We start from the raw sequence: 13,440 nt of genomic DNA on the forward strand, positions 1-13,440 counted from the left end.
TCAGATCCTCGCGGTGTGAAGCAGGGTGCGTTGCCGATAGGCCTCGAAGGCCTGCAGTGCGGTATCAAAGCCGATGATGAGCAGCAGGGCGCTCATGAAGAGCACCATGCCGGCAAAGCCGTGCAGAAAGCCCTGGCCTGCGGCATCGCCGAAGTGGTAGGTGATCAGGGTCAGCGCCATCACGCGGATGACGTTGGCAGTGAATGAAATCGGCACGATCAGCAGGGCCAGGCCGATGTTGCGGAAGGTGGAGTCGCGCCGCACCACGTTCAGGTACAGCAGCCCCAGAGCTTCCAGCGTCAGCAGCGTATGCAGGCCCGCGCAGGCGTCGGCAACCATCAGCATGTACTGGCCCACTTGCAGAACGACGCCGGTGCGCGCGATGGGGTAGCCTGCCCAGTACAGCACATGCTCGGCGACATAGGAGACGGCCATCTTCATGGGCATGGTGACCAGGTCCACGATCGAGCTGGGCAGTGGGATCATGAACAGCATGAAGAACAGGGCAAACCATTGCTTCTTGAGCGCCGTGCCGTTGCGCATCAACAGCAGCAAAGCCATCAGCATCCAGATGAAGGAACCCACCTCGAAGAAGCCAATCCCTTGCGAACGGCCCAGGGCGTAAAGCAGCAACGCAATGGCCAGCACCGGCCAACCCCAGGCGCTGGGCGATCCGTTCTCGGATGCCTGAACCATGGTGCTCCAGTTGCGCTGCATCAGCCACACGGAGATGGCCAGCACGATGGGGCCGTGCATCTGCTCGTCCTGGCTCCAGGGACCGCTGAGCAAGTCGTACAGCGTGGGGCCGTACATCACGACCAGCCCGACCACCACGGGCAGAAAGGCCAGCATGCCAGCTGCCTTGAGAGATTTTGCGTTGAGCAACACAGCGTTACCTTTCAAGCAGAAGTGCCCGCGCGTCTTGCTGGCACGCTTTCGCAGCGGTGGCGACGCACTTAGACATCGTTGAGCAGCGAGCCGACCAGGGCTACTCCGCCGTCCTGCAGACGCTGCCCCAGCTTGCGGATGTGGGGCACCAGACTGGCATTGCGCCGCGCTACCATGACGGCGGCGCCGGCCCGGGCAGCGATGATTTCGCCGTCCGAATAGTCGCTGCCGCTGGGCGTGTCGATCAGGATCACGTCAAACTGCTCGGCGGCGGCAAACAGCAACTGGGAAAACACGGCGCGGCCCAGCAGTTCCTGCGGATTGGGAGGCTGTGCACCGGCAGGCAGCACCGTGAGACCTGGCAGACCGGGCACCACCTGTGCCACCTCCAGCCCACAGCGACCGGACAATATGCCGGAAAGACCCGGGCCTTTTTCCAGCTTGAACAGGGCGTGCTGGCTGCGCTCGGCCGGCGCACGCATGTCGCCGTCAATCAGCAGGGTGCGCTGCCCTTGCTGCGCAAAGACGATGGCCAGATTGGCGGCGACAAAGCTGCGTCCGTCGCCCTTGCCCGCACTCACCACGGCCATGGCCTTGTGGCCCGTGTCGTTGTTGTACCAGCGCAGCATCAACTGGCTGCGCACGGCGCGCAGGTTTTCACCGACGCGGCTGAACGGCTTGTAGGCGGCAACCAACTGGGGACTGACGTCACTCTGCCCCTCGATCAGGTAGGCGTAGTCAAACTGCTTGGACAGTGCCAGATCAATGTCTTCCTTGGTCAGCAGGTTCAGCGCAATGGCGGCTTCGCCAAAGGCCTGCTTTTGCTGCCGCTGGCGCTCCAGGATGCGTGCCAGTCCCTCGCTGTCCAGGCGCCCGGTGGCCACCAGAATGTCGCCGATGGAGCGCGTGTTGCCGGCCATGCTGCCGGAGAGAAGAGGGGCGTTCATGCGCGGACTCCGGCGGTAGAGGTCTTCAATAACTGACTGATGGAGCTGAGCTGGCCCAGCAGCGGCAGATCCAGTGCATCGGTCAGGTCTTCGGAGGAGCGCACGCGGCGGTTGTGCAACTCAAGCCCCAGGGCCAGTCCCACACCCAGCAGCGTGCCCAGGAACATGGCCACCACGATGTTCAGCAGGACGCGGGGTTTGGATGCGCTGGTGGGCGCCACCGCCGGATTGAGGACGGCGATATTGGTCTGGTTGGTCTGGCTCTCGATGTTGCTCTGGGAGGCGCGTGCGCTCATGGTGTCAAAGATGTGCTGGGCTGATTCCACTTCGCGGCGCAGCACGTTCAATTCATCGCGCTGCTTGTTGAGCAGCAGCACGCGGCTCTTTTGCGCATTCAGCGCGGCATGCAATTGCTCCTCGCGCTGCTTGCTGACCTGGTAGGTGGTCTCGATGGAACTGGTGACCTTGCGCGTTTCCTGCTCCAGTTGGGCCTTCACGGTGGCCAGCTCGCTCTCGGTGCGCAGGGTCTGCGGGTGGTTCTTGCCCAGGTTGCCGCTGCTTTCCGTGAGCTTGGCTTCCAGCCGGGCGATGTCGGTCTTGAGGCTGTTGATCAGCGGGTTTTGCATGACTTCGGCCACGGTGTCTGCCTTGGCGCTTTGGCGCTTGCTCTGGCTGTCGGTGGTCTGGGCCTGCACGCCGGTGAGCTGGCTGCTGGTTTCGTTGAGCTTGGCGGTCTCGTAGTCCAGGCGTTCGTCGGCTGAGGTGATGCCGTTGGCCTGCTGGTAGTCGGACAGCGCCTTTTGCGCCGCCTCCAGCTTGTCGCGCGCGGCCTTGGTCTGCTCCGCAAAGAAGGCCGCATATTGGCGGGCCGGTGCCAGGCGCAGGTCCAGGTTGACGTCGATGTAGGCCTGCGCAAACGCATTGGCCACGGTGGCCGCAAAGGTTGGATCGGTGGCGGTGTAGTTGATGCTGATGACGTTGCTCTCGCGCGAGGGTTTGACGTCCAGATTCTTCTGCAGCAGGGCCGACAGCCAGTCGATCAGCTGGCCCTTGCCCTTGGTGGCATCCAGCCACATTTCCTGAACCGGGCCACTGCTTTCGAGCTTAAGCGCTTTGACCACCGACTTGGCTGTGCGGTCGCTGTTGATGATGTCGATCTGCGTGGCCATGTAGCCCGGGGCCATCATGCCCTGCAGCATCATGCCGGTGACCGGGTCGGGGGACTTGACGTCAACCACGACGGCCGCACTGGCCGAATACTGCTTGGGTAGCCACAGGCTGACACCGGTCACAACCGCCACCGTGAGCAACAGGGTAGCCAATGCTGCGATATAGCGGGCGCGCAGGATCAATAGGAATTGCTGGAACGACATGATTAGAAGATGCTTTCTTTGACGTAGATGACGTCGTCCGACTGCACTGCATCGGTGAGTTGGGGTTCGATCTGCTGGACGCTTCCATCTGTGCCCTTGCGGTGCAGGCGCAGGCGCCGCTCGCTGCCGCGTGCGCTCGGGCCGCCGCCTTGGGCCAGGGCCTGCATGACGGTCATGCCGCGCTCGATGCGGTAGGAGCCAGGGCGTTGGGCTTCGCCGTAGATGTAGAAGACAGGCGCCTTGTTCACATAGACGACGTCGCCCCCTTGCAGAACCAAGTCACCAGCACCCTTGTCTTCCAGAAACAGTGCCGGTACGTCCACGGTCTGGCGAAACGGTTTGCCGTTGCGCACACCGCTGACGATCACGGTGTCGTCGCCCAGGGGTGTGGTGCCTCCGGCATTGGCCAGCATGTCGCTCAGGCGGGTATTGATGCTTTCCAGCGGAAACCGGCCCGGCCGGTTCACCTGGCCCAGCACCGAGACCTGGTTGCCGCGTACCTGTACCAAGGTTACGGTGACCTGCGGGTTCTGCAGAAAGCCCCCCTTTTGCAGGGCGTCGGCCAGGCGCTTCTCGGCGGCCATGGTCGACAGGCCGCCTATGTCCACGGCGCCTATGAGGGGATAGCTGATGCTGCCGGTTTCGGACACGCGTGCGTCAATGCTCAGGTCCGGGTTCTGGAACACCTGGATGTGCACAGAGTCGCCGGTTGCCAGCAAATAGTCCGGCTTGTCCTGGGCGTGTGCGGCGCAACCGAACACGGTCAGAAAGGCAGAGAGCAACAGGTACAGGGTTTGGCGTAATGGATTCATGGTCGGTGAGTGCGTGCAGTCAGAAGCTCAGGGTTGCGGTGAGGGCGGTGAGTGAACTGGTGTAGTCCAGACCCGGTGAGTTGGATGTGCGTGCGCTGCTTTGCAGCGAGGCCGACACCGTGCATTGGCTGCGTGGCGTCCAGGTCAGCGCCAGCGTGGTGTTGGTCACGTCGTCCTGGCGCCGACTCCGGAATGCGGGGAACGGTCCACCCAGGTAAGTTATGTGGGCGAGATCGTGGCGCAGCACAAGTCCCAGCTTGGCCAGGATCTGCCAGTCGGCACCCAGCGTGATGCGTTCGGTCTGACTGTAATTGGCATCGATGGTCTGGTAGGTGGACAGCTCGCGCGCCCAGCCCGCCGACAGCGACGTCTTGCCGCTGAAGGCCCAGTTGCCGCTGAGACCGGCAACCGTGCCGCTGTAGTTGCGTGCCGCCACATGCGGATGGGTGACGCTTCGGTTGGCCACATAGAGGTCGGCCGCTTGGGTTGCGGTGACTGCCCAATGCAGGCGCATTTCGTTGTCGGTCTGGCTGAAGCTGTCGTCAAAGATGGCGCCCGGCGTCACCGGCTGATCCAGGTATTGCCCCGATGACGATTGCGTGCTGATGCTTGCCTTGCTGCCCGAGCCAAAGGTGTAACCCAGGCCCAGGTTGGATGAGGTCGATGTGAAGTCCGAGCCCTGAACCTGGTCACGCTGGCTGTTCTGCAGGGTCTGCCCCAGACCGGCCGACAGGCTCCACGCGCCATCCCAGTCATAGCTGGCGTCCAGCCGGGTTGAGCGGTTGCTGTTCAGGTAGCGGGTCGTGGTGTTCCTCACGTCTGCATAGCTGTTGAGGCTCTCCTGCCAGCTGCAGCTGAGGCTGCCCTGCAGCCGTGGCGTGACTGCAAACTGCCAGGCTGCGTCGTAGTTGGTCGCGGTGTAATTCAGATAGCTGAAGTTCTGGTATTTGTTGTCTACCAGATTGACGTTCACATAGGCGCCCTGCAGGCTTTGCCGGGTCTTGAAACCCAGTCCCAGAGACGTCGTGCTGATTTGCTCGGAAGCCGCAGCGGATTGGCGAAAGATATTGCTGTCGTTCTGGCTGCTGACCGACGCGCGCAGGCTGAATGGATTGTCGGTCTCGGCCAGGCAGGAGGTGGGCCACGCCAACACAGCCGTGAGCAGATATCCATACGGTGCGATGACGTGCCGCGTGAAGGTCGGTGCAGACATGTCAGTAGGCCTGCTTGTCCTGAACAACCAGGCGCACGGTCTTGAGGATGATGTGGATGTCCAGCCGCAAAGACCAGTTGCGCAGGTAGTCCAGGTCGTAGTTGATGCGGCCCTGCATTTTTTCCAGCGTGTCGGTCTCGCCACGAAAACCGTTGACCTGCGCCCAGCCGGTAATGCCGGGCTTGACCTTGTGGCGGACCATGTAGCCCTTGATCAGCTTGCGGTAAAGCTCGTTGTGCGCCACGGCATGCGGGCGTGGTCCCACAATGCTCATGTGGCCCTGCAGCACATTCAGGAACTGCGGCAGCTCGTCCAGCGAGGTGCGGCGCAGGATGGCACCCAGCGGGGTGATGCGCTTGTCGTTCTGCTTCGCCTGCACGATGGTGTTGCCGTCTTCAGTGACGCTCATGGAGCGGAACTTGTAGACCAGAATTTCCTGGCCATCCAGGCCGTAGCGTCGTTGCTTGAAAATGATGGGGCCTGGGCTTGTCACTTTGATGGCCACCGCAATGGCCAGCAGTACCGGAGAGACCAGTATCAGAATGACCAGCGAAAACAGGATGTCGCTCGTACGCTTGATGAAGCCGTTGCCGTCGCGGAATGGTGTCTCGCAAACGGATATCACCGGCTGGCCGGCAACCGACGCCGGATGCCCCTGCACCAGATCGGTCACAAACATGTCCGGCACGAAATAGATGGACGCGGTGGTGTCCTTCAGGCTGTCGAGCAACGCCAGAATGCGCGGCTGCGAAGCCATGGGCAGTGAGAGGTAGATGATCTGGATGCGTTTGGTCTGCACCAGGTTTGCCAGCTCGTCGAGCTTGCCCAGCAGCTGTTGCTCCTCGGTCGCACCTTGGCGGCTGATGCTGCGGCTGTCCACGAAGCCCACCAGCTCTATGCCGGAGTAGGGCGAGGCCTTGAGCTTGCCGGCCAATGACAGGCCCTGTTCGTTCATGCCGACGATGACCGCCCGTTGGCTGGGGCCTTGCAGGCGCAGGATGGTGGGGGCGCTGGCTCGCAGCAGCAGCGCAAGGCCCAGATCGCTCAGGGGTGCCACCCACAGCCAGGTCCACAGTACCTTCCTGGAAAACTCATGCAGATATCCGCTGCCGTAGCCCGCAAGTGCCAGCAGGCCCGCAATCCACAACCAGTTGAGCAGGACGTCTGCCAGCAGTCCCCAATAGCTGGAATGCAGTATGGGACGCCCGGGAAACGTGAGCGCAAACGTCAGTATGGATAGCAGGAACAGCTGGGTCGGTACCTCACCCTCAAGCAGGTAGGAAGTGGCCCACAGGGACAGAATCAGCGCGGCAGAGCACTGCATGCTCTCCAGCAGGCTGAGCATGTTGTTGCGGCCCGGCCAGGCCGGAGCCGTGGCTTTTCCTAGCGCTGAAGCGGAAGGGCTTGCGTGTGGGTACGTGCTCATGGGCGCGGACTGCCATGCTGTTCTACTTCAACCCTGCGACGCCCTTTTCCAGGTCAGCCCGCTTCTGGTCTTCAGCAGAAACTGCGGGGGCGCTGACGGCTGAGGCCGGGGTGGGCGCTGCTGCTGCATCGGTCTTGGCGAACTCGCCCATGTATTCGATCTTTGCGGACTTGCGCAGTGCCTTCATGTTGGCAGCTACGGCTTCGCTGGCGCGTTGATTGCTCAGGAACTGCGCAATGCGCGGAAGTGAATCGGCCTCGTCCGCAGGCACCGTCTTGGAAGCGACGATGTGGATGAGCGTGATGGCCTGCGGCGTCTGTGCCACCAAGCTCTGACCGTCCTTGAGTTTTTGCAGCCGGTTCAGCAGCTCCATGGGGATCTGCTCGGCAGCACGGGTAGCGCCGCCGCCGGAGTATTTGACGTCGTGTGCCTTGAGCCAGTTGGCAATTTCCTCCATGGGCTTGCCTGCATTGACCAGCGTACCCAGTTGTTCCGCAATGCCGGCCTGCGCGGGAACAATCAACTCCTGCAGATTGAACACCCGGCGCTCGGAAAACAGTTGCGGATGCTCGGTGTAGTACTGCTTGATCTCTTCCTGCGTTGGCTTGGGTAGGCCGCTGACCAATTGCTGGATATAGGCGCGTGCCAGGATTTCCCGCTTGGCCGATTCGATCTGCGCCACCACTTCAGGTGAGCGGTTGAGCTTCTTCTCGTTGGATTGCTCGATGGCCAACTGCTGGTCGATCAGCTTTTCAAGCACCTCGCGGCTCATGGCCTGTACGGCCTGCGGTGTGGCACCGCTGGTCTTGGCGCTGTTGAGTACCTGGTTGATCTGGTGCACCGATATTTCTTCATCCCCGACCTTGGCTGCAACCTGGGTTGCCACCTTCTTGTCGTCCTTTTGACCGCATGCAACAAGACTGACTGCCACGGCCCCAACCAAAAGCATCTGGGGCAAAAATCGTTGAAAAGGTTTCATGAATATTGGAGTGCGATCAAGGCACGCTGGCCGTATACATATAAAGAAAAGCGACATATATATGTTGCGATTCGGCTGACGTGGAGTAAACCATCGTGGCGTGACAAATCGGTGTCAGGAGGCGCAAGATTTTGTGGCCATGGTTTCACGAAAGGGTCACCAATACTTCTTAACCTACTGCCTTTAACGAAAGTAAATACGCCCATGGCTGGAAAAATTCTGGTAGTGGACGATGACCGCGATATACAGGAATTGGTGGCTGTCAATCTGTCCCAAGCGGGTCACGTCGTGCAGGTTGCAGATGACGCGGAAATTGCACACGCCATCGTGCGAGAGGAACTACCCGACCTGGTGCTGATCGACTGGATGCTCCCCGGAATGTCGGGCATTGAGTTGACGCGCCTGCTGCGCAGCGAAGTGCGTACACGCGACGTGCCCATCATCATGCTCACCGCGCGCGATGATGAGCGCGACAAGATCACTGGATTCGAAAACGGCGCTGACGACTACGTGGTGAAACCGTTTTCACCGCGCCTGCTGTTGGCACGCATCGCCGCCATCCTGAGGCGTCGCACTTCGCTGGCCAGCGAGCAGACGGTGGAAGTCGGTGCACTGCGACTGGATGCTGCTGCCAGACGCATCTATGCCAACGGACAACTCGTGGTCCTGGGGCCGACCGAGTACCGTCTGATGCATTTCTTCATGCTGCATGTCAACCGCGTATTCAGCCGCGCACAGTTGCTAGACAGCGTGTGGGGTGATCAATACCAGGGCGATGAGCGTACCGTTGACGTGCATATACGTCGCTTGCGGGTGGCGCTGACCGACGGCAATTGCAGTCACATGATCAAGACCCTGCGTGGCAGTGGCTATTGCTTGTCACTCAGCATCATTTGATGTGGATTGCTGCACCAGGGCGTTGTAGCGTCGCAATACCTGCGGAACGTAGAAACGTGTTTCGGCGAAGGGCGGTATGCGACCGCCGTGGCTGAGCACCGCTGCCGGACCGGCGTTGTAGGCGGCCAGCGCCAGTGATTTGTTGTTGGCAAACCGGTCCAGCAACATCCTCAGATATTTGGCGCCGCCACGAATATTCTGGCTGGCATTCATCGGGTCGGATACGCCCATGGCGCGCGCGGTCGTTGGCATCAGCTGCATCATTCCCAATGCACCTTTGGGTGAGACAGCGCGCGGGTTGTATTGGGACTCCACCGCTATCACGGCATGCAGCAGCGCCGCTTCTACGTGGTGATTGCGTGCAGCATCGGTAATGTCGCCAGCATACGTGGCAGCCAACCCGTCGGGTACAACGATTTGCGGTGTATCGGATGCGCCGTCTGGCATCTGGCGCAGCAATAGTTGAAAGCGCGAATCGTCTGGGCGGTCACTGTAGTGTGTGACGCCATCTTCCGCCACAAAGGTATATACGTCGGCCTGCGCACGCAGGGGACAAAGCCACAGTACAAACGTCGCGACCAGCAGTGCGACGAAGAAGGGCGGCTTGTGATCAGGATGCGCAGGCATGGTGGTGGGCAGACTGTGCGCGCGCATTGTTGCAGTGGTGTGGCAGTGATGTGATGCGAATGTCGTGCCTTTTGTAACGGCCATGTCACAAGGCCGACCTAGACTGGCCCCTCACTTTCATCCGGGGCCACTTGCCATGCAAGACCCGGTCAATTCCCCAATATAAGACGGTCCCACTTTCATGCTGCCAAAACGTTCGTCTGGATTTACGCTGTTGGAGTTGCTGGTGGTGATGGTCATCATTGGCATGCTGGTCGGGTACGTGGCGCCCAAGTTCTTCTCACAGATTGGCAAGTCCGAGGTCAAGACTGCACGTGCGCAGATCGACGGCTTGGAAAAGAGTCTGGACCAGTACCGTCTGGACGTGGGCCACTACCCCAGCACAGAGCAAGGTCTGGCCGCCTTGAATGACCGTCCCGCAGGCGAGGCCAAGTGGGCGGGCCCCTATCTGAAGAAGAAGCTCCCCAAGGATCCGTGGGGAAACGACTATGTATATAAATATCCGGGCGACCACGGCGAGTTCGACCTGTTCTCCTACGGCAAGGACGGCAAGCCTGGCGGCACGGGTGAAGACGAAGACATTGTCAATTGGTAGGTATGGAATTCGTCGTCAAGTCATTGCAGCCGAATGCGACCGTGGTCGTCAGTCGTTTGCAAGCAGCCAATGCCGGTGATGCGCGGCTACAGGCGCAGACGCTGGGTCTGGATGTGCTGTCCATTGCGCCGGCATCCTGGCTCAGTCGCCTCAAGGCACCGCAAGGTGGTGGAGATTTTCCGCTACAGCTCTTCAGCCAGGAGTTGCTGGCACTGCTGAATTCCGGTGTGAGCCTGGTGGAGGCGACTGAGACGCTGGCAGAGAAAGAGGCACGCCCTGCGGTGCGCGACGTGCTGCAGGGGATTCTTGCCAAGCTGCGCCAGGGGCAACCCTTCTCCGCCGCTTTGGAGGCCGTGCCCCATGTCTTCAACCCGCTGTATGTGGCCTCGGTACGCGCCAGCGAGCACACCAGTGGCCTGTCGGAATCGCTGGAGCGCTATGTGGTCTACGCTGGGCAACTGGAGACTCTGCGCGGCCGGCTGGTGAGTGCGGCCATCTATCCCGTCATCCTGGTGGCGGTGAGCAGTCTGGTGATTCTGTTCCTGATGGGTTATGTAGTGCCGCGCTTTGCGCATATCTATGAAGACATGGGCGGCAACCTGCCATTCATGTCGCGCCTGCTGCTGCAGTGGGGTCTGGCGCTGGAGCAGTACTGGTACGTGGTGCTGATGCTGCTGGCCGGACTGGTGGTTGTGGCTGTGGCGGGCGGCATGCGGCTTGTGGGAAAGCGCTTGCTGAGCGTGGTGTGGCGCATTCCAGCCATGGGCGAGCGCATGCGCGTGTACCAGTTGGCACGCCTGTACCGCACCCTGGGCATGCTGTTGCGCGGTGGCATTGCCATCATGCCGGCACTGGACATGGTGACGGGGCTGCTGTCTTCCGCGCTGCAGCCGCGTCTGGTGTCTGCGGCGCGCAGTGTGCGCGAAGGGCGGACGATCTCGCATGCTTTTGAAGTGGCTGGCCTGACCACGGCGGTGTCGCTGCGCATGCTGCGCGTGGGTGAGCGTGCCGGCAATATGGGCGAGATGATGGAGCGTGCCGCGGCCTTTCACGACGAGGAGATGGCACGCTGGGCCGATCGCGTTACGCGTCTGCTCGGGCCCTTGCTGATGCTGGTCATGGGCTTGGTGATAGGGACCGTGGTGGTACTGATGTACATGCCCATATTCCAGCTGGCAGAGAGCGTGCGATGAACTTCCCGCTGGAGCAACGCCATCTGCTGCCCGCCTTTTCGAAGGAGGAAGTGGCCACCGCACGCGCTCTGGCCAAGGCACGCGGCTGTCGGCTGGTAGAGGCGCTGGAAGGCGAGGGCGGTGACGAGCACAACTTTGTGCAACGTCTGGCTGCCACCGTGCAGATGCGCGTGCTCGGCGTGGCCGAGATGCACACCATGCAACCCGCCTTTGAGCTGCTGCCCTATGCCGAGGCATTGCAGCGCGAATGCCTGATGCTGCGCTCGGGCGCACAGCTGCTGCTGGTGATCTCCGATCCCTTCAGCCTGGATCTGCGCGCCTGGGCTGGTGAGCGCTTTGACGCAGCGTTCGAGCATTGCCTGGCCCACGCTGGCGACATTGCGGCCTGGCTGAAACGCCATGAGGAGTCCATGCGCGCCATGGACGACATCGTCGGCACGCAAGCCAGCCTGCAGCAGGGACCGCATGCCGAAGACATTTCGCTGCGCAGCATCAACGAAGACTCCAGCCCAGTGGTGCGCCTGGTCAACTCCACCCTGTATGACGCGCTCAAGGCCGGCGTGAGCGACATCCACATGGAGACGGCGCCCAACGGGCTGTTCATCAAATACCGCATTGACGGTGTGCTGGCACCTGCAGGCAGCAACCACCCTATGGACCATGCGGAGCAGATCATTTCGCGCATCAAGGTCATGGCCGAGCTGGACATTGCCGAGCGACGCGTGCCGCAGGATGGTCGCTTCAAGGTGGCTGCCAATGGCCGCGAGATAGATATTCGCGTCTCCATCATGCCCAGCATCCATGGCGAGGATGCGGTGCTGCGCATTCTGGACAAGCAAAGCCTGTCGGACCAGGTGGTGGGTCTGCGCCTGGAGGCGCTAGGGTTTGACGGGGTCACCATGAAGGCACTGCGCGCACTGTCGCGCGAGCCCTATGGCATGTTGCTGGCCACCGGCCCCACGGGCAGCGGCAAGACCACGACCTTGTATGCCGCCATCAACGAGATCAACCATGGCCACGACAAGATCATCACCATCGAAGACCCGGTGGAATACCAGTTGCCCGGTGTGCTGCAGATCCCGGTGAACGAAAAAAAGGGTCTGAGCTTTGCGCGTGGTCTGCGCTCCATCCTGCGTCACGACCCGGACAAGATCATGGTGGGCGAGATCCGCGACGGCGAGACCGCGCAGATTGCCGTGCAGGCCGCATTGACCGGTCACCTGGTGCTGACCACGGTGCACGCCAACAATGTGTTCGACGTGCTGGGCCGCTTCACCCACATGGGCGTGGACCCCTACAGCCTGGTCGCCGCGTTGAACGGCATCGTGGCACAGCGCCTGGTGCGCGCCAACTGCACCGAATGCGTGGCGCCGGTTACGCCAGATGCGGAGCTGCTGGCCAGCTCTGGGCTTGACGCGGTGCAGGACTTCCATTTTTGTGCGGGCATGGGCTGCGCGCATTGCCGTGGCACCGGCTTCAAAGGCCGCAAGGCCGTGGCCGAAGTCTTGATACTGGATGATGAGCTGCGCGAAATGATCGTCACCCGCGAGCCGGTGCGCCGCATCAAGGAAGCCGCCATGCGCAAGGGCACGCGCCTGCTGCGCGATGCGGGCCTGGACATGGTGCGCCGGGGCGAAACCACCTTGCAGGAGTTGAACCGTGTGGTCTCCTAGCATGTCCGTGGTCCGGGTCGGTTTGTCGCACAAGGCCATCAGCATCGGCAAGGTCCCGCTGCTGGGCCGGGGGCGCGTGCAGGCGGTCGAACATCTGTCATGCAGTGCCGATCCGCTTGTCGATGAGCCCTGGCGTGCGGCGGTGGAGCGTCTGTCGCTGTGGCTGGAGTCCAACCAGGGCCAGAGTCACCGTGTGCAGGTGGTGCTGTCGGGGCGATTTGTGCGCTGGCAGTTGCTGCCCTGGCGTCTGGAACTGTCGGGGCGTGACGAAATGGCGGCCTACGCTGCACTCAGGTTTCGTGAAACCTATGGCAAGTCTGCGCAGAACTGGAGCATCCTGCCCGCCGCCATGGCGCCCGGCCACACCGTACCGGCAGCGGCCGTGGACCGTGCGTTGCTTGAGGCACTTGCATCGGTTTGTGAGCGCCATGGTGCGCGGCTGCAGTGGCTCACTGCGTATTTTTCCTCCGCATTTGATGCTTGGCGCGGTGTGCTCAAAGAACCCAACGCCTGGTTTGGTACGGTAGAAGCCGACACGCTGACCTTGGGGCTGCTGCAGGCCGGCCAGTGGACGGCATTGCAGAGCCAGCGCCTGTCGGGTGACTGGCGCACACCGTTGCTGGCACTGCTGGCGCAGATTGCCATGGCCTGTGATGTGCCGCAGATGGAGCTGCCGCTGTACCTGGCCGGTGAGGGGCCGGCCCCTTCGGTTGCCACCATTGCTGGTGCCACCGGTGACCAGGCCTTTACCTGGCTCAGCCCCTGGCAAATGGGTCTGGGCGCGACACCCGGGCTGCGCTTGGCCCTGGGGAGATAG

At 61.7% G+C, this 13,440-nt stretch carries 13 protein-coding genes; 5 read left to right on the forward strand and 8 right to left on the reverse strand.

Features of this window, described 5'->3' with window-relative positions; all coding sequences use genetic code 11:
* From xrtB to AAGF34_RS20275, 7 genes are all read right to left on the reverse strand, one after another.
* Positions 1-888: an exosortase B gene (gene xrtB / locus AAGF34_RS20245; protein WP_342617507.1), complete on the reverse strand. Its 888-nt coding sequence runs from the start codon at positions 886-888 to the stop codon at positions 1-3.
* A gap of 68 nt (positions 889-956) precedes the next feature.
* Complete coding sequence (gene epsG, locus AAGF34_RS20250) at positions 957-1,835, reverse strand: chain length determinant protein tyrosine kinase EpsG (protein ID WP_342617508.1); 879 nt, start codon at positions 1,833-1,835, stop codon at positions 957-959.
* A complete protein-coding gene (gene epsF, locus AAGF34_RS20255; protein WP_342617509.1) occupies positions 1,832-3,208 on the reverse strand; it encodes a chain length determinant protein EpsF in 1,377 nt (458 codons plus the stop codon). Before epsF ends, epsG begins: the two co-directional genes overlap by 4 nt.
* A gap of 2 nt (positions 3,209-3,210) precedes the next feature.
* Positions 3,211-4,020 carry a polysaccharide export protein EpsE gene (epsE, locus tag AAGF34_RS20260; RefSeq protein WP_342617510.1) on the reverse strand — a complete coding sequence of 270 codons (810 nt, stop codon included), beginning with the start codon at positions 4,018-4,020 and terminating at the stop codon, positions 3,211-3,213.
* A gap of 19 nt (positions 4,021-4,039) precedes the next feature.
* Complete coding sequence (gene epsL / locus AAGF34_RS20265; protein ID WP_342617511.1) at positions 4,040-5,233, reverse strand: XrtB/PEP-CTERM-associated polysaccharide biosynthesis outer membrane protein EpsL; 1,194 nt, start codon at positions 5,231-5,233, stop codon at positions 4,040-4,042.
* Between the two features lies 1 nt (position 5,234).
* On the reverse strand, positions 5,235-6,659 hold the full coding sequence (locus AAGF34_RS20270) for an undecaprenyl-phosphate glucose phosphotransferase (RefSeq protein WP_342617512.1): 1,425 nt from the start codon (positions 6,657-6,659) through the stop codon (positions 5,235-5,237).
* A gap of 22 nt (positions 6,660-6,681) precedes the next feature.
* Positions 6,682-7,590, reverse strand: coding sequence for an EpsD family peptidyl-prolyl cis-trans isomerase (locus AAGF34_RS20275; RefSeq protein WP_342617513.1), 909 nt, complete (start codon positions 7,588-7,590; stop codon positions 6,682-6,684).
* 252 nt (positions 7,591-7,842) lie between these two features.
* Between AAGF34_RS20275 and phoB the strand changes: the two genes are divergently transcribed.
* Complete coding sequence (phoB, locus tag AAGF34_RS20280; protein ID WP_342617514.1) at positions 7,843-8,535, forward strand: phosphate regulon transcriptional regulator PhoB; 693 nt, start codon at positions 7,843-7,845, stop codon at positions 8,533-8,535.
* Here phoB and AAGF34_RS20285 read toward each other — a convergent pair.
* Complete coding sequence (locus AAGF34_RS20285; RefSeq protein WP_342617515.1) at positions 8,518-9,162, reverse strand: lytic transglycosylase domain-containing protein; 645 nt, start codon at positions 9,160-9,162, stop codon at positions 8,518-8,520. The two genes, phoB and AAGF34_RS20285, sit on opposite strands and share 18 nt — an antisense overlap.
* Positions 9,163-9,343: 181 nt before the next feature.
* Here AAGF34_RS20285 and gspG point away from each other — a divergent pair, with 181 nt between their 5' ends.
* The 4 genes from gspG to AAGF34_RS20305 are packed head-to-tail and all read left to right on the forward strand — an operon-like array spanning position 9,344 to position 13,440.
* Positions 9,344-9,757, forward strand: coding sequence for a type II secretion system major pseudopilin GspG (gene gspG, locus AAGF34_RS20290; protein ID WP_342617516.1), 414 nt, complete (start codon positions 9,344-9,346; stop codon positions 9,755-9,757).
* Positions 9,758-9,759: 2 nt separating this feature from the next.
* Entirely contained in the window at positions 9,760-10,950 is a 1,191-nt protein-coding gene (locus AAGF34_RS20295; RefSeq protein WP_342617517.1) for a type II secretion system F family protein, read from the forward strand.
* Positions 10,947-12,623 (forward strand): GspE/PulE family protein, encoded by a 1,677-nt coding sequence (locus tag AAGF34_RS20300; protein ID WP_342617518.1) that lies wholly within the window; start codon positions 10,947-10,949, stop codon positions 12,621-12,623. The genes AAGF34_RS20295 and AAGF34_RS20300 overlap by 4 nt, the downstream gene beginning before the upstream one ends.
* On the forward strand, positions 12,610-13,440 hold the full coding sequence (locus AAGF34_RS20305) for a hypothetical protein (protein WP_342617519.1): 831 nt from the start codon (positions 12,610-12,612) through the stop codon (positions 13,438-13,440). The genes AAGF34_RS20300 and AAGF34_RS20305 overlap by 14 nt, the downstream gene beginning before the upstream one ends.

This window comes from Rhodoferax sp. GW822-FHT02A01, assembly GCF_038784515.1.
In the GTDB taxonomy this organism is placed as follows: Bacteria; Pseudomonadota; Gammaproteobacteria; order Burkholderiales; family Burkholderiaceae_C; genus Allorhodoferax.

Bases quoted from the DNA above. Each gene is read 5' to 3' on its own strand.
- epsG (WP_342617508.1), bottom strand. From the start codon at position 1,835: ATGAACGCCCCTCTTCTCTCCGGCAGCATGGCCGGCAACACGCGCTCC.
- epsF (WP_342617509.1), bottom strand. From the start codon at position 3,208: ATGTCGTTCCAGCAATTCCTATTGATCCTGCGCGCCCGCTATATCGCA.
- epsE (WP_342617510.1), bottom strand. From the start codon at position 4,020: ATGAATCCATTACGCCAAACCCTGTACCTGTTGCTCTCTGCCTTTCTG.
- epsL (WP_342617511.1), bottom strand. From the start codon at position 5,233: ATGTCTGCACCGACCTTCACGCGGCACGTCATCGCACCGTATGGATAT.
- AAGF34_RS20270 (WP_342617512.1), bottom strand. From the start codon at position 6,659: ATGAGCACGTACCCACACGCAAGCCCTTCCGCTTCAGCGCTAGGAAAA.
- phoB (WP_342617514.1), top strand. From the start codon at position 7,843: ATGGCTGGAAAAATTCTGGTAGTGGACGATGACCGCGATATACAGGAA.
- AAGF34_RS20285 (WP_342617515.1), bottom strand. From the start codon at position 9,162: ATGCCTGCGCATCCTGATCACAAGCCGCCCTTCTTCGTCGCACTGCTG.
- gspG (WP_342617516.1), top strand. From the start codon at position 9,344: ATGCTGCCAAAACGTTCGTCTGGATTTACGCTGTTGGAGTTGCTGGTG.
- AAGF34_RS20295 (WP_342617517.1), top strand. From the start codon at position 9,760: ATGGAATTCGTCGTCAAGTCATTGCAGCCGAATGCGACCGTGGTCGTC.
- AAGF34_RS20300 (WP_342617518.1), top strand. From the start codon at position 10,947: ATGAACTTCCCGCTGGAGCAACGCCATCTGCTGCCCGCCTTTTCGAAG.